Source organism: Enterobacter sp. Crenshaw, assembly GCF_024734705.1.
GTDB lineage: Bacteria > Pseudomonadota > Gammaproteobacteria > Enterobacterales > Enterobacteriaceae > Enterobacter > Enterobacter asburiae_B.
In genome coordinates this window covers 698,941-714,108 of record NZ_CP102932.1, presented here as the reverse complement: position 1 = coordinate 714,108, position 15,168 = coordinate 698,941, and the positions used below count along the sequence as shown (strand labels likewise).

At 57.9% G+C, this 15,168-nt stretch carries 14 protein-coding genes and 1 riboswitch; of the genes, 10 read left to right on the top strand and 4 right to left on the bottom strand.

Going from position 1 to position 15,168, the window contains the following annotated elements; translation table 11 throughout:
- The first annotated feature begins 9 nt into the window (after nucleotides 1-9).
- The 3 genes from leuD (at nucleotide 10) to NWV12_RS03320 (ending at nucleotide 2,356) form a co-directional block, all read left to right on the top strand.
- Nucleotides 10-615 carry a 3-isopropylmalate dehydratase small subunit gene (gene leuD, locus NWV12_RS03330; protein ID WP_039260825.1) on the top strand — a complete coding sequence of 202 codons (606 nt, stop codon included), beginning with the start codon at nucleotides 10-12 and terminating at the stop codon, nucleotides 613-615.
- Nucleotides 616-777: 162 nt separating this feature from the next.
- Nucleotides 778-1,668, top strand: a complete 891-nt coding sequence (locus NWV12_RS03325; protein WP_048979015.1) for a cation diffusion facilitator family transporter — start codon at nucleotides 778-780, stop codon at nucleotides 1,666-1,668.
- A 106-nt stretch (nucleotides 1,669-1,774) separates the two neighbouring features.
- On the top strand, nucleotides 1,775-2,356 hold the full coding sequence (locus tag NWV12_RS03320) for a cytochrome b/b6 domain-containing protein (RefSeq protein ID WP_048979016.1): 582 nt from the start codon (nucleotides 1,775-1,777) through the stop codon (nucleotides 2,354-2,356).
- 48 nt (nucleotides 2,357-2,404) lie between these two features.
- Here the strand turns inward: NWV12_RS03320 and NWV12_RS03315 are convergent, their stop codons facing one another.
- Entirely contained in the window at nucleotides 2,405-3,583 is a 1,179-nt protein-coding gene (locus NWV12_RS03315; protein WP_048979017.1) for a sugar efflux transporter, read from the bottom strand.
- A gap of 119 nt (nucleotides 3,584-3,702) precedes the next feature.
- Entirely contained in the window at nucleotides 3,703-3,855 is a 153-nt protein-coding gene (gene sgrT, locus NWV12_RS03310) for a glucose uptake inhibitor SgrT (protein WP_023334488.1), read from the bottom strand.
- Nucleotides 3,856-3,943: 88 nt separating this feature from the next.
- On the opposite strand from sgrT, the gene sgrR reads away from it, so the two are divergent.
- The 4 genes from sgrR (at nucleotide 3,944) to thiQ (ending at nucleotide 9,022) form a co-directional block, all read left to right on the top strand.
- Nucleotides 3,944-5,599 carry an HTH-type transcriptional regulator SgrR gene (gene sgrR / locus NWV12_RS03305; RefSeq protein ID WP_048979018.1) on the top strand — a complete coding sequence of 552 codons (1,656 nt, stop codon included), beginning with the start codon at nucleotides 3,944-3,946 and terminating at the stop codon, nucleotides 5,597-5,599.
- Between the two features lie 36 nt (nucleotides 5,600-5,635).
- A riboswitch (TPP riboswitch) is annotated at nucleotides 5,636-5,736 on the top strand.
- A gap of 31 nt (nucleotides 5,737-5,767) precedes the next feature.
- Entirely contained in the window at nucleotides 5,768-6,751 is a 984-nt protein-coding gene (thiB, locus tag NWV12_RS03300; protein ID WP_033144619.1) for a thiamine ABC transporter substrate binding subunit, read from the top strand.
- Nucleotides 6,727-8,337, top strand: coding sequence for a thiamine/thiamine pyrophosphate ABC transporter permease ThiP (gene thiP, locus NWV12_RS03295; RefSeq protein ID WP_048979019.1), 1,611 nt, complete (start codon nucleotides 6,727-6,729; stop codon nucleotides 8,335-8,337). Before thiB ends, thiP begins: the two co-directional genes overlap by 25 nt.
- The gene (gene thiQ, locus NWV12_RS03290; RefSeq protein WP_048975040.1) at nucleotides 8,321-9,022 is read left to right on the top strand and encodes a thiamine ABC transporter ATP-binding protein ThiQ; all 702 of its coding nucleotides are present in this window, start codon (nucleotides 8,321-8,323) and stop codon (nucleotides 9,020-9,022) included. Before thiP ends, thiQ begins: the two co-directional genes overlap by 17 nt.
- A 44-nt stretch (nucleotides 9,023-9,066) precedes the next feature.
- Here the strand turns inward: thiQ and NWV12_RS03285 are convergent, their stop codons facing one another.
- Complete coding sequence (locus NWV12_RS03285; protein WP_047060155.1) at nucleotides 9,067-9,834, bottom strand: DedA family protein; 768 nt, start codon at nucleotides 9,832-9,834, stop codon at nucleotides 9,067-9,069.
- 128 nt (nucleotides 9,835-9,962) lie between these two features.
- Nucleotides 9,963-10,808: an arabinose operon transcriptional regulator AraC gene (araC, locus tag NWV12_RS03280; protein ID WP_023310373.1), complete on the bottom strand. Its 846-nt coding sequence runs from the start codon at nucleotides 10,806-10,808 to the stop codon at nucleotides 9,963-9,965.
- Between the two features lie 337 nt (nucleotides 10,809-11,145).
- Here araC and araB point away from each other — a divergent pair, with 337 nt between their 5' ends.
- From araB to araD, 3 genes are read left to right on the top strand one after another with little or no spacing between them, the layout of a single operon-like run.
- Complete coding sequence (araB, locus tag NWV12_RS03275) at nucleotides 11,146-12,855, top strand: ribulokinase (protein WP_048979020.1); 1,710 nt, start codon at nucleotides 11,146-11,148, stop codon at nucleotides 12,853-12,855.
- A 10-nt stretch (nucleotides 12,856-12,865) separates the two neighbouring features.
- On the top strand, nucleotides 12,866-14,368 hold the full coding sequence (gene araA / locus NWV12_RS03270) for an L-arabinose isomerase (RefSeq protein ID WP_048979021.1): 1,503 nt from the start codon (nucleotides 12,866-12,868) through the stop codon (nucleotides 14,366-14,368).
- Nucleotides 14,369-14,415: 47 nt separating this feature from the next.
- The gene (gene araD / locus NWV12_RS03265) at nucleotides 14,416-15,111 is read left to right on the top strand and encodes an L-ribulose-5-phosphate 4-epimerase (RefSeq protein ID WP_048979022.1); all 696 of its coding nucleotides are present in this window, start codon (nucleotides 14,416-14,418) and stop codon (nucleotides 15,109-15,111) included.
- Nucleotides 15,112-15,168 lie beyond the last annotated feature (57 nt).

The following is a 15,168-nucleotide window of genomic DNA, read 5'->3' as shown; positions in this document are numbered from 1 at the left end:
GAGACAATCATGGCAGAGAAATTTACCCAACATACGGGCCGGGTTGTCCCGCTGGACGCCGCTAACGTCGATACTGACGCTATTATTCCAAAACAGTTTCTGCAGAAAGTGACGCGTACCGGTTTCGGCGCACATCTGTTTAACGACTGGCGTTTCCTGGACGATAAGGGAGAAGTGCCTAATCCGGAATTCGTTCTGAACTTCCCGGAATATAAAGGCGCCTCCATTTTGCTGGCACGCGAAAACTTTGGCTGCGGCTCATCCCGTGAGCACGCGCCGTGGGCGCTCACCGACTACGGTTTTAAAGTGGTCATTGCCCCAAGCTTCGCGGATATTTTTTACGGTAACAGCTTCAACAACCAGCTGCTGCCCGTCACGCTGAGCGATGAACAGGTCGATGAGTTGTTCGCGCTGGTTAAGGCGAATCCGGGCATTTCGTTTGAAGTGGATCTGGAAGCAGAAGTGGTGAAAGCCGGGGATAAGACCTACAGCTTCAGCATTGATGCGTTCCGCCGTCACTGCATGCTTAACGGTCTGGACAGCATCGGTTTAACTCTCCAGCACGACGCGGCGATTGCCGCTTACGAAAACAAACAACCTGCATTTATGAAATAATCCTCCGGCCTGCAGTCCACTCTGCAGGCCGCGTTTTATCCCGATACCCGCCTCCTTCTGTAAATACTTCCCAAACCCAGCCAATAATGACGTTATATTTAATGTCAATTTAATGTTTCCTGCGCAGAATAACCGCTCAATCAGCTGGCAGCGGAAATAATCATGGAAAAGAGAAATGGCAATGAGTCTCATATCCGTTCTCGGGAAATACATAAATGCACATTAGTAAGCGTGATAACAAATAGTTTACTCACCGCCTTTCAGATAGTTGCAGGAATATTTTCCGGCTCACAAGGTTTAATTGCTGATGGGATTCATTCTCTTTCCGATTTATCCTCCGACTTTGTCGTTCTGGTTGCGAATAAAAAGAGTCAGAAAGCCTCTGATATCGATCATCATTACGGTCATCTGCGTTTCGAAAACGGTGCAAAGCTCATTATTGGCGCTATTCTGCTGCTTGTGGGGGTCGGGATGCTCTGGTCCGCAGGCAATAAACTGCTTCACCCCGAGACGCATCAGCTGGTGAAAGGGGCCGCGCTGTGGGTGGCGATTCTGGCGCTGGTGGTAAAGGAAAGCCTGTTCAGATACATGTTTGCCACGGGAAAACGTATTCAGTCGTCGCTGCTGATAGCCAATGCCTGGCATGCCCGTTCTGACGCAGCGTCGTCAGTGGTTGTCGCCATCGGCATTGCCGGGAATTTAGTGGGCTTTCACGCGATGGACCTCATTGCGGCCCTGATTGTCGGAGTATTCATCGCCCATATGGGTTACAAATTTTCTGCCGATGCCCTGCACGATCTGATGGACCGTTCGCTTGAGCCCGAGCTGGAGCACGACATCAAAACGTGTATTCTCGCAACCGAGGGCGTCACCGGACTCCATGATTTAAAAACCCGCAAGATGGGCGATTTAGCCCTTGTCGATGTTCATCTGGAAGTAAACGGCGAATTAAGCGTAAAAGAAGGACATCAGATTGCCGTTAATGCCAGAAATAACGTGATGCAAAAATTCAATGTGCTGAACGTGATGACGCATATTGATCCTGCCCGCTAATCGAAACGCATAAATACAGTGTGACGCAACCGACCGTTAAGGTTTCGTTAATTAATCTGCGTCACACTGCATCGCATCAGCTCTCTCATTATTGAGGTAAAAAGCGATGAAACCAACATTGCGCGATACGCTTCCCCATAAAGAAACGCCTTTTCTTCGCATACTGCACATTCTTGTGGCCTTACTGGTCCTCGCCCAGATTATCAATTCTAATTTCACCGAAAGTGAAGCCCTCCACGAATCCGGGCTGAACGGAATTGTCACCTGGATCCATGTTATCTCCGGATTTGGTTTAATTTTTTGTGGCATTGCCATGATGGCATGGATGTTAACCCAGCGCGGATTTAAGTATTACTTCGCCTGGCTGGCGCTGGATTTTCGCGGAATTGTTGACGATATTCGCACCCTCGCGCAGCGTCAGCTTCCTGACGCGCATGCAGGCGGTATGGCGGCAACGGTGCAAGGTCTGGGCGTGCTGGCGCTGCTGGGCGTTGCACTCTGCGGCGCGGTCTGGTTCGTGCTGAACGCCACGCTCGGGCCGGTATCGTCCGTCACGGAATCCGTCTTAGATTTGCATAAATTCCTGACGGTCTTTATTGAGACATATTTCTGGGCACACGGCTTCATGGGCCTCGTTCATATGTACCTGACGCTACGCGCGCAGCGTAAATATCAGTATTCAGAATAAAACGGTTCACAGAGCCCGGCGTTCCCGGGCTCCGTTTCGTTCATCCGATCACACGTCTTTTACGCGGCAGGTCAGCAGAAGCGTCACGACGGATAGCGCCGCAATCATCCAGTAGACAGACGCATGCCCGTAGCTTTGCGCCAGCGCCCCCTGAATCACGCCCGCCAGAATCACCCCGGTTGAAATGCTGTTGGTAAAAAGCGTGGTCGCCGAGCCGGCACGACCGGGCATGAGATCCTGAAACCAGAGCATGCCGATCCCGGCAACAATCCCAATAAACACGGCGTTAAACAGCTGCAGCACCAGCAACGCTTCCCGCGAATGGAAAAGGATCAGCCCCGCGTAGAACAGCACCCCGGCCGCCACGGCGACAATAATCATCCTGCGCTTTCCAAAGCGCTTAACGTAGTAACCCGCCAGAATCATTGCCGGAATTTCCAGCCCGGCGGCAGTTCCCATTAAGATCCCCGCAAGCTTGTCCGGCAGGCCCAGATCGCTGCTGATCCACAGCGGCATATCGATGATGTACATGGTGTTGCAGGTCCACATCAGCGTGGAGGCAATAAACAGCATGCGGACGTTTTTGTCCTGCCAGCCGCTCACCTCGGTGACAGGTTTATCCGTCGTCTGTTCGACGCGCGCCACGGACGGCAGAGCGAAGGCAATCAGCGCCAGGCTGATGACAAAAATCCCGGCGGCGATGGAAAACATGGTGGTAAAGCCGTAGTTCAACGCCAGCATAAAGGCCAGCGGCGGGCCAATGACCCACGCCAGCGAAAGCTGGGCGCGCATCACCGAGCTGAACATCACCACTTCACGCGCCGAATTATCCGCGTATTCACGGGCCAGCGCGAACAGCTGCGGCATGGCGGTGTTCGCCAGCGACGCCAGCAGCACGCCGCAGGTAATGAGCGTCAGATAATGACGGTTGAAGGCAAAGAGCAGCGCGTTGCCCACGGCCATGGCGCAGCAAAAGAGGATCAGCCTGCGGCGATCGCCCTGGCTGTCCGATCGTTTCGCCAGCACGAGGCTGACCAGGATCCCGGCAATGGCGTTAACGGTGTAAAACAGGCCGACCCAAAACGGCTGCGCCCCCACCTCACGGCTGAGAAACAGGCTCAGCGTCGGCGCCTGCAGCGCCCCCGCCACGCCCATCATAAAGGCCACCAGCATAAAAGCGGCATACACGCCGTTAAGGCGTCGCCCCATCGTCATCAACCACAGCATGCGCAAGTCCTTGTGAAAGCGAATCGAAATTGGGTGAATAGTAAACGAAAAAAGCCAGCAAAAACATTTTGCTGGCGGGTGATAAGCACCAATACTCAGTCACACATGATCGAGGCGAGTTAGCGGGAAGAGGTCGGTGTTGTAACGTCCCACTGCATCAATTCTTCTAACGTTTTCAGCCGTTGCTCTGCACACCGGCGGGCCAGCCAGGACGATCCTTTTGTCGCTGAAAAGTACTGCTGATAGAACTGACGTGCGGTAGACCTCTTCATAATTTACCTCCTCGCTTCATCGGGGAGAATTATTGGCCTAATATAGGGATAAATAAATTGCTGGTTTTTTGTCAGGAGTTCCCCTTTTATGCCTTCCGGTCGTCTGCAACAACAGTTTATCCGCCTCTGGCAGTGCTGCGAGGGGCAATCGCAGGAGACTACGCTCAACGAGCTGGCTGACCTGCTTAGCTGCTCCCGCCGCCATATGCGCACGCTGCTCAACACCATGCAGCAGCAGGGCTGGTTAAGCTGGGAAGCGGAGGCGGGACGCGGCAAACGTTCGCGGCTGACCTTCCTCTATACCGGGCTGGCGCTGCAGCAGCAGCGCGCGGAAGATCTGCTCGAGCAGGACCGCATCGATCAGCTGGTCCAGCTGGTGGGTGACAAAGCCGCCGTGCGCCAGATGCTGGTTTCCCATCTCGGGCGCAGCTTTCGTCAGGGCCGCCACATTCTGCGGGTGCTCTACTACCGTCCGATGAAAAATCTGTTGCCCGGCACGGCCTTACGCCGCTCAGAAACGCATATGGCCCGGCAAATCTTTAGCGGCCTGACGCGGATAAATGAGGAAAACGGGGAACTGGAGGCGGATATCGCGCACCACTGGCAGCAGCTTTCCCCGCGCCACTGGCGCTTCTTTTTACGCCCCGGCATCCACTTTCACCACGGCCGCGAGCTGGAAATGCACGACGTCATCGCCTCCCTGGAACGTGCCCGCAGGCTACCGCTCTACTCGCATATCTCCCGCGTCCACTCGCCCACGGCCTGGACGCTGGATATTGAGCTGTCGCAGCAGGATAAGTGGCTTCCCTGGCTGCTGGGCTACGTGCCGTCGATGATTTTGCCCGGCGAGTGGGAATCAATGAACAATTTTGCCAGCCTGCCGATTGGCACCGGGCCCTACTCCGTGTCCCGCAATAACAGCAACCAGCTGAAAATCCGCGCGTTCGACGACTACTTTGGCTATCGGGCGCTGATCGACGAAGTGAACGTCTGGGTATTGCCGGATCTCAATGAAGACCTGAGCTGCGGGCTAACGCTGGAAGGCCCCACCACGGGAGAAAAGGCCGTGGAGAGTCGCCTCGAGGAAGGGTGTTACTATCTCCTGTTTGACCGCCGCACCCATCGTGGGGCAAATCAGGCCGTCCGCAAGTGGATCAGCCACGTTTTGTCCCCTTCCAATCTGATTTACCATGCGGAAGAGCATTACCAGACATACTGGTTCCCGGCGTACGGCCTGCTTCCGCGCTGGCACCACGCCCGCCCGGTGCACTGCGACAAACCCGCAGGGCTGGAGTCCATCACCCTGACCTACTACCGCGAACACGTGGAGCATCGTTTTATCGCCAGAATCATGACCCGGCTGCTGGCAGCCGAGGGGGTCACGTTAGAGGTCAGGGAAGTGGACTATGACGAATGGCATCAGGGGGAGATAGCCAGTGATATCTGGCTCAACAGCGCCAACTTTACCCTGCCGCTCGATTTTTCCCTTTTCTCGCATCTGTATGAAGTCCCGCTGATCCAGCACTGCATCGACCGTGACTGGCAGCAGGATGCCGCCCTGTGGCGCGCGGGCGAAATGAATCTTGCAGCGTGGTGCCAGCAGCTTCTGGCCGAGCAGGCGATCGTACCCTTGATCCACCACTGGCTGATGATCCAGGGCCAGCGCAGCATGCGCGGCCTGCGGATGAACACCCTGGGCTGGTTTGATTTTAAATCCGCCTGGTTTGCGCCGCCGGAGCCATAACGCTTTCGTAATATTCACCAAATCATTACAATAGCGCCGTTCTCAACGGGGTGCTGCATCACAGATGTGCGCTGAGATAATACCCGTCGAACCTGATCCGGATAACGCCGGCGAAGGGATTTGAGGCTGTCGCTCAAAATCCTTTGCCACTCAACTTTGAGGTGCAAAGTGTTAAAAAAAGTTCTCCCCCTGCTGGCGCTGTTTGCGCTGCCTGCTTTTGCGAAGCCCGTCCTGACGGTCTACACCTATGACTCCTTCTCTGCCGACTGGGGCCCTGGCCCGGTGGTTAAAAAAGCCTTTGAAGCTGACTGTAACTGCGAGCTGAAGTTCGTGGCGCTGGAAGATGGCGTATCGCTGCTCAACCGTCTGCGCATGGAAGGGAAAAACAGCAAGGCCGACGTGGTGCTCGGGCTGGATAACAACCTGCTGGAAGCCGCCTCGCAAACCAAACTGTTTGCCAAAAGCGGCGTAGCGGCAGAGGCCGTTAACGTGCCGGGCGGCTGGAAAAACGACACCTTTGTGCCGTTCGACTATGGCTACTTTGCTTTTGTTTACGACAAAAATAAGCTGAAAAACCCGCCGAAGAGCCTGAAAGAGCTGGTTGAGAGTGACCAGAAATGGCGCGTGATTTATGAAGATCCGCGCACCAGTACGCCAGGCCTGGGCCTGCTGCTGTGGATGCAAAAGGTTTACGGGGATAAAGCGCCGGAGGCGTGGCAGAAACTGGCCGCCAAAACCGTCACCGTCACCAAAGGCTGGAGCGAAGCCTATGGCCTGTTCCTGAAAGGTGAAAGCGATCTGGTGCTGAGCTACACCACCTCTCCGGCCTACCACATCATCGCCGAGAAGAAAGATAACTATGCTGCCGCTGATTTTGCTGAAGGGCACTATCTGCAGGTGGAAGTCGCCGCGCGTACCGCCGCCAGCAAGCAGCCGGAGCTGGCCGAGAAGTTCCTGAAGTTTATGGTTTCACCGGCGTTCCAGAATGCGATTCCCGCAGGCAACTGGATGTATCCGGTCACGAACGTTGCGCTGCCCGCAGGTTTCGAGCAGTTGACCAAACCAAACACCTCGCTGGAGTTTACGCCGCAGCAGGTCGCCGCGCAGCGTGCAGCATGGGTAAGTGAATGGCAACGCGCCGTCAGCCGTTGATTCCCGGCTGGTTACTTCCCGGGCTGCTCGCCGCCACAGTGATGGTGGCGGTCAGCCTGGGGGCTTTTCTTGCACTGTGGTTCAACGCGCCAGAGAGCGACCTGCTCGCCCTCTGGCACGACAGCTACCTCTGGCACGTTATCCGGTTCTCCTTCTGGCAGGCGTCTCTCTCTGCCCTGCTGTCGGTGCTCCCGGCTATTTTCCTGGCACGCGCCCTGTATCGGCGCCGTTTTCCCGGCAGGCTGGCACTGTTGCGCCTGTGCGCCATGACGCTGATCCTGCCCGTGCTGGTGGCGGTATTTGGCATCCTCAGCGTTTACGGTCGCCAGGGCTGGCTGGCTTCGCTGTTCGGCCAGCTTGGTCTGGAATGGTCATTCTCTCCTTACGGACTGCAGGGCATTCTGCTGGCGCACGTGTTTTTCAATATGCCGATGGCAACGCGCCTCTTCTTGCAGGCGCTGGAAAACATTCCCGGCGAACAGCGTCAGATTGCTGCCCAGCTCGGCATGCGCGGCGTGTCATTCTTCCGCTTTGTCGAATGGCCATGGCTGCGCCGCCAGATCCCGCCCGTCGCGGCGTTAATCTTTATGCTCTGCTTTGCCAGCTTTGCCACCGTGCTGTCCCTCGGCGGCGGGCCGCAGGCCACCACCATTGAGCTGGCGATTTACCAGGCGCTGAGTTACGACTACGATCCCGGTCGCGCCGCGCTGCTGGCGATGGTGCAGATGGCGTGCTGCCTTGCGCTGGTCCTGTTGAGCCAGCGACTGAGTAAAGCCATTCCTGCTGGCAGTAATCAAATAACCGGCTGGCGCGATCCGCAGGACAGCCTGCACAGCCGCGTTACCGATTTTATCCTGATCGCGCTGGCGCTCCTGCTTCTGCTGCCGCCGCTGATGGCCGTTATCGTTGACGGACTGAACCTCAATCTCATGTCCGTCCTGCAACAGCCCATCCTCTGGCAGGCGACCTGGACCTCGCTACGTATCGCGCTGGCGGCAGGGTTACTGTGCGTCATGCTAACCATGATGCTGCTGTGGAGCAGCCGTGAACTCTATGCCCGGCAGGCCCAAAAGGCCGGGCAGACGCTGGAGCTGACAGGGATGCTGATTCTGGCGATGCCGGGCATCGTACTGGCGACGGGCTTCTTTTTACTGTTCAACAGCACCATCGGCCTGCCGGAAAGGGCCGACGGCATTGTGATTTTCACCAACGCCCTGATGGCCATCCCTTACGCGCTCAAAGTGCTGGAAAACCCGATGCGCGACGTCAACAGCCGCTACGGTTTGCTGTGCCAGTCGCTGGGCATGCAGGGCTGGCAGCGGCTGAAGGTGGTGGAACTGCGCGCGCTGAAACGTCCGCTGGCGCAGGCGCTGGCGTTTGCCTGCGTGCTGTCGATTGGGGATTTTGGGGTTGTCGCGCTGTTCGGCAATGACGATTTCCGCACGCTGCCATACTGGCTCTATCAGCAAATCGGCTCTTATCGCAGTCAGGACGGCGCGGTCACCGCGCTGTTACTGCTGCTGCTGTGCTTTGCCTTATTTACCGTTATCGAAAAACTTCCGGGGCGTGATGTTAAAACTGACTGATGTAACCTGGCTTTACCAGCATCTGCCGATGCGCTTCACGCTCTCCGCGCGCCAGGGGGAGATGATCGCCGTGCTTGGCCCAAGCGGCGCGGGAAAAAGCACGCTGCTTAATCTGATTGCGGGTTTTCTGCAGCCGGCAAGCGGCGCGATCGTCATTAACAATCACGATCATACCCACACGCCGCCCGCGAAACGTCCGGTCTCAATGCTGTTTCAGGAAAACAACCTGTTTACCCATCTGACGGTGCGGCAAAACATCGCGCTGGGGATGCATCCGGGACTCAGGCTGAACGATGCCCAGCGCCAGAAGCTGGAGATCATTGCCGCCCAGATGGGGATCAACGAGTTCATCGACAGGCTGCCGGGTGAGCTTTCCGGCGGCCAGCGTCAGCGCGTGGCGCTGGCGCGATGTCTTGTCCGCGAGCAGCCGATCCTGCTGCTGGATGAGCCGTTCTCGGCGCTCGATCCCGCGCTGCGCCAGGAGATGCTCGCCCTGGTTCAGGACGTCTGCCAGCGCCAGCAGCTGACGATGCTGATGGTTTCACACAGTATTGAGGATGCCGCCCGCATCGCGCCGCGATCGGTGGTGATTGCCGAAGGGCGTATTTTGTGGGATGGAAAAACAGAAGAACTGCTGAGCGGTAAGGCAGGGGCGTCTTCACTGTTGGGCATTCGTGCCGTCTGATGCCCTCACCATGGCCCTCTCCCACAGGGAGAGGGAAATCGTCGTTAACGGCTCACCACTTTTAATAAAATCTCGCCGTACACCGGCATCAGCGGGTGACGAATCAGCGCAACCAGGGCTACCACAGCCACGCCAAGCGTCAGCGGGGCCAGCCACAAAAGGCGAGAGCGCGGAAGATAGCGCGTCAGGCGATCGACGCTGGCTTTCCCACTGCGCCACAGTCGCCAGCAGAGCCATGCCGCCAGCCACAGCAGCACAGCCGTACCCAGCAGCAGCCACTTAAACTCACCGCTTTGCATACCGTCAGGGATATCGATGGCCGCGCCCGCGAGGATCCCCGGCAGGAAGTAGAACGGCGGCCAGAAGACGCAGCCGATAATGTTCGGCACCACGAATTTCGCGACGGGCAGATCCAGCATCCCCGCCACCATCGGCACCAGCGGACGCGTTGGCCCGACAAAGCGGCCGACGAGGATGGTAAACATGCTGTGCTGATGCAGCGCATGCTCGGTTTTATCCAGCAAGGCTTTGTTCTTTTTCATGAACGACCAGCGGTGCAGCGGCTTCTTAAAGCGCCAGCCCAGCCAGAAGGAGATCCAGTCGCCGAGCAGGCAGCCGATAATCCCGGCCAGCCACGCCTGCCAGAAATTAACCTCGCCGCTGCCAATCAGCGCCCCAAGCCCTGCCATCATCACGGTGCCGGGCAGGATCAGCCCAACCAGCGCCAGCGATTCCAGAAACGCCACCAGCGCCACGGCGATGAGCGAGTACATAACGGACTGGGTAATAAAGTGTTCCAGCAATGCCTGCATAACTATTCCGGTCAGAAAACGAATCAGCGATTCTGCTTAGCGCCCCGCACCGCGTCAAGGCAACAATTGTCTGAATAGTTTACAGGTTGCTTTCTGCATTCACCTGTTTGTTTATATTTTTTTACCGTTTATTCACATCCCGCGCGGAATTCGCTCGGGCTGGCACCGGTGCACTTTTTAAACACGCGAGAAAAATAGAGCTGATCCTCAAAGCCCACGTTGCGTCCGACGGTGGCGATCGGCATCCGGGTGGTGCTGAGCAGCAGCTTCGCCTGGCTGATGCGCTGATCCTCGCGCCAGCTCAATACGCTGACGCCCAGCTGCTGGCGGAACAGATGCGACAGCCGCGACGGCGACAGGCAGACGTGCTGAGCAACGCTGGCGATATCAAACTGGCTATCGGCCAGGTGGTCGCTAATGTACTGGCAGGCGTCGCGCACGCGGTTGTCCAGCGGGGGGTTAAGCGACTCGTTAATCGCCTCCATCCGTCGCAGCAGCAGCTGTTCAAGCAGGTTAATCGCCAGCAGTTCAGCGTAGCGACCACCGGCCTGTCCCGCCTCGATAATCTGCGCAAAAAGCTCGCGAAACTGCGCCAGATGAACCTCATCCGGGCGATAAAAACCGGTATGCGCAAAAATAGCTGGCCACGAAAGCCACTCCTGCCAGTAGGCGCGTGGACGGAAATAGACCCACTGGTGATACCACTCTTTGGCATCCGGATGACGGCCATAGTGGTGGATCTCCCCCGGCGGGAACAGCAGGATATCGCCGGGGCGGCAGACAAACTGCTGGTCACCGTTCTTGATGATCCCTTCTCCTCGCACGGTCAGATTGAGGATATACCCTTTCATGCCGAGCGGTCGGTCGACGTAAAAGTCGAGGTATCCCTCAGCCTCGATAGGGGTCAGTCCCGCCACAAGGTGCGCGTTAAACGAGTATCCCGGCAGCAGGGGATCGTTTTGCGTTTCGGCCATAGATTCAGTTCTCCCAAGGGTCCTGAAGGAAACCAATTGTCCATATCACTAAAAGCAGCTTTAAAATGGCCCGCGAAAAGATCCAAAAAGCATCACGCCGCTTTTACGTCCGCCATGTTTCAGCCTTTCCCCCTGATTTCTCCGCCAGAGCAGGCAGATAACCAGTAACAAAAGTGTCTATAAGTGCGGCAGAAATGTCCACATTGAATATTTGCACGGCGTCACACTTTCCGTTGTAACAGCAATTTAGTCCATAAGATTAGCGGATCCTGCCTGACGACTTTTTTCCCCAGTCTCTAATGTTCTTCCATACCTGTTTTTTCGATGGAGCAACACCATGGCAATTGCGATTGGCCTCGATTTTGGCAGCGATTCGGTTCGCGCGCTGGCAGTGGACTGTACGTCCGGCCAGGAGATAGCAACCAGCGTTGAGTGGTACCCGCGCTGGCAAGAGGGGCGCTACTGTGATGCGCCGAACAACCAGTTCCGTCACCACCCGCGTGACTATATCGAATCGATGGAAGCGGCGATCAAAACCGTCCTTGCCGAACTGACTGACGCCCAGCGGGCTGAGATTGTCGGAATTGGCGTCGACAGCACCGGCTCCACGCCTGCTCCTGTCGATGCCGAAGGCCGCGTGCTGGCGCTGCGCCCGGAGTTTGCCGACAACCCGAACGCCATGTTCGTGCTGTGGAAAGACCACACCGCCGTGGAAGAGGCTGAAGCCATTACGCGCCTGTGCCATCAGCCGGGCAAGACAGACTACTCGCGCTACATCGGCGGGATTTATTCCAGCGAATGGTTCTGGGCCAAGATCCTCCACGTCACCCGTGCCGACGCAGCCGTTGCGCAGGCTGCGGCGTCATGGGTTGAGCTGTGCGACTGGGTGCCTGCCCTGCTCTCCGGCACCACCCGCCCGCAGGATATCCGCCGCGGCCGCTGCAGCGCCGGGCATAAATCCCTGTGGCACGAAAGCTGGGGCGGCCTGCCTCCGGCCGCGTTCTTCGATGAGCTCGACCCGATCCTCAACAAGAGCCTGACGTACCCGCTCTTTACCGACACCTTTACCGCCGATATTCCGGTCGGCACCCTCTGCGAAGAGTGGGCGACGCGCCTCGGCCTGCCTCAGAACGTGGCCATCTCCGGCGGCGCCTTTGACTGCCATATGGGCGCCGTGGGCGCGGGCGCACAGCCAAACACGCTGGTCAAAGTCATCGGGACCTCTACCTGCGACATCCTGACGGCGGATAAAGCCACCGTTGGCGACCGCGCGGTGAAAGGCATCTGCGGCCAGGTTGACGGCAGCGTGGTGCCGGACTTCATCGGTCTTGAAGCCGGACAGTCCGCGTTTGGCGATATCTACGCCTGGTTTGGTCGCGTGCTCGGCTGGCCGCTGGACCAGCTGGCGGCGGTGCATCCTGAACTGAAAACCCAGATAGCCGACAGCAAAAAGCAGCTTCTGCCGCAGCTCACCGAAGCCTGGGCAAAAAATCCGTCTCTCGATCACCTGCCGGTGGTGCTGGACTGGTTTAACGGCCGCCGCACGCCGTTTGCCAACCAGCGTCTGAAAGGGGTGATCACCGATCTCAACCTGGCGACCGACGCCCCTGCGCTGTTCGGCGGTCTGATTGCCGCAACGGCCTTCGGTGCCCGCGCCATTATGGAGTGCTTCACCGGGCAGGGCATCGACGTGAACAACGTGATGGCGCTGGGCGGCATCGCCCGTAAAAACCCGGTGATCATGCAGGCCTGCTGCGACGTGCTGAACCGTCCGCTGCAGATTGTGGCCTCCGATCAGTGCTGCGCGCTGGGCGCGGCGATTTTCGCTGCCGTGGCCGCAGGCGTTCACGCCGACATTCCGACCGCGCAGAAGCATATGGCGAGCGCCGTCGAAAACACGCTTCAGCCGCGTGCCCAGCAGGCGCAACGCTTTGAACAGCTTTATCAGCGCTACCAGCAATGGGCAAAAAGCGCCGAACTTCACTATCTCCCTGTCGCCGCCCCGGCCAAAAGCACCGCGGACACTACGGCAACCCTGACCCATTAAGGACACGATGATGACCATTTTTAATAACTATGAAGTGTGGTTTGTGATTGGCAGCCAGCATCTGTACGGACCGGAAGCGCTGCAGCAGGTGACGAAACACGCGGAGCACGTCGTTAACGCGCTGAACGCGGAAGCTAAACTGCCGTGCAAACTGGTGCTGAAACCGCTGGGCACGACGCCTGACGAAATTACCCACATCTGCCGCGACGCCAACTACGACGATAAATGCGCCGGTCTGGTGGTGTGGCTGCACACCTTCTCACCCGCCAAAATGTGGATCAACGGCCTGTCTATCCTCAACAAACCGCTGCTGCAGTTCCATACCCAGTTCAACGCCTCCCTGCCGTGGGACAGCATCGACATGGACTTTATGAACCTGAACCAGACCGCGCACGGCGGCCGCGAGTTCGGCTTCATCGGCGCGCGTATGCGCCAGCAGCACGCTGTGGTCACCGGCCACTGGCAGGATGGCAAGGCGCAACAGCGTATCGGCTCCTGGATGCGCCAGGCGGTCTCTAAGCAGGATACCCGCCATCTGAAAGTGGTGCGTTTCGGCGACAACATGCGTGAAGTGGCGGTCACCGACGGCGACAAAGTGGCCGCGCAGATCAAGTTCGGCTTCTCCGTGAACACCTGGGCCGTGGGCGACCTGGTGCAGGTGGTGAATGAAGTCAGCGACGGCGACGTGAGCGCGATGGTGGACGAGTACGAAAGCAGCTACCGCCTGACGCCTGCGGCACAAATCAACGGCGACAAGCGTCAGAACGTGCTGGACGCGGCGCGCATCGAGCTGGGCATGAAGCGCTTCCTGGAACAGGGAGGCTTCCACGCCTTTACCACTACCTTTGAAGACCTCCACGGCCTGAAACAGCTGCCGGGTCTGGCGGTACAACGTCTGATGCAGCAGGGCTACGGCTTTGCGGGCGAAGGCGACTGGAAAACTGCCGCTCTGCTTCGCATCATGAAGGTGATGTCGACCGGTCTGCAGGGCGGCACCTCCTTTATGGAGGACTACACCTATCACTTCGAAAACGGCAACGACCTGGTGCTCGGCTCGCACATGCTGGAAGTGTGCCCGACGATCGCCGTGGAAGAGAAACCGATCCTCGACGTGCAGTACCTCGGCATCGGCGGCAAAGCCGATCCGGCGCGTCTGATCTTCAACACCCGTACGGGCCCGGCCATCAACGCCAGCCTGATCGACCTGGGCGATCGCTTCCGCCTGCTGGTGAACTGCGTCGATGCGGTTGAAACGCCGCACTCTCTGCCGAAACTGCCGGTCGCCAACGCCCTGTGGAAAGCACAGCCTGACCTGCCAACCGCCTCAGAGGCCTGGATCCTGGCCGGCGGCGCGCACCACACGGTGTTTAGCCACGCGCTGGATCTGAACGACATGCGTCAGTTCGCCGAGCTGCACGACATCGAGCTGACCGTGATTGATAACGATACCCGCCTGCCCGCCTTCAAAGACGCGCTGCGCTGGAACGAAGTCTATTACGGTTCAAAACGCTAAGTACGGAATGCCCGGTGACGCTACGCTCACCGGGCAGGGAGATAACGATGTTAGACGATCTCAAACGTCAGGTGCTCGAAGCCAACCTGGCGCTGCCGAAACATAATCTGGTCACCCTGACATGGGGCAACGTCAGCGCCGTTGACCGCGAAAAAGGCGTGTTCGTGATTAAGCCTTCCGGCGTGGATTACACGGTGATGACCGCAGACGATATGGTCGTTGTCAGCCTCGAGACCGGCAAAGTGGTCGAAGGTAAGAAAAAACCGTCCTCCGATACGCCGACTCACCGCCTGCTGTATCGGTCATTCCCGACCATCGGCGGCATCGTGCATACCCATTCGCGCCACGCCACCATCTGGGCGCAGGCGGGCCAGTCCATCCCGGCGACCGGCACCACGCACGCGGACTACTTTTACGGCACCATTCCCTGCACGCGTCTGATGACCGACGCCGAGATTAACGGTGAGTACGAGTGGGAAACGGGGAACGTGATTGTCGAAACCTTTGAGAAACAGGGGATCGACGCGGCGCAAATGCCCGGCGTGCTGGTGCACTCCCACGGCCCGTTTGCCTGGGGTAAAAACGCGGAAGACGCGGTGCATAACGCCATCGTGCTCGAAGAGGTCGCCTATATGGGGATCTTCTGTCGCCAGCTGGCGCCGCAGCTGCCGGATATGCAGCAAACCCTGCTGGATAAGCATTACCTGCGCAAGCACGGTGCGAAGGCCTATTACGGGCAGTAAACTGTATATAAACCCAGCATTAAAATCTTAACCAGGCTATAATCAGGCCTGGTTTTG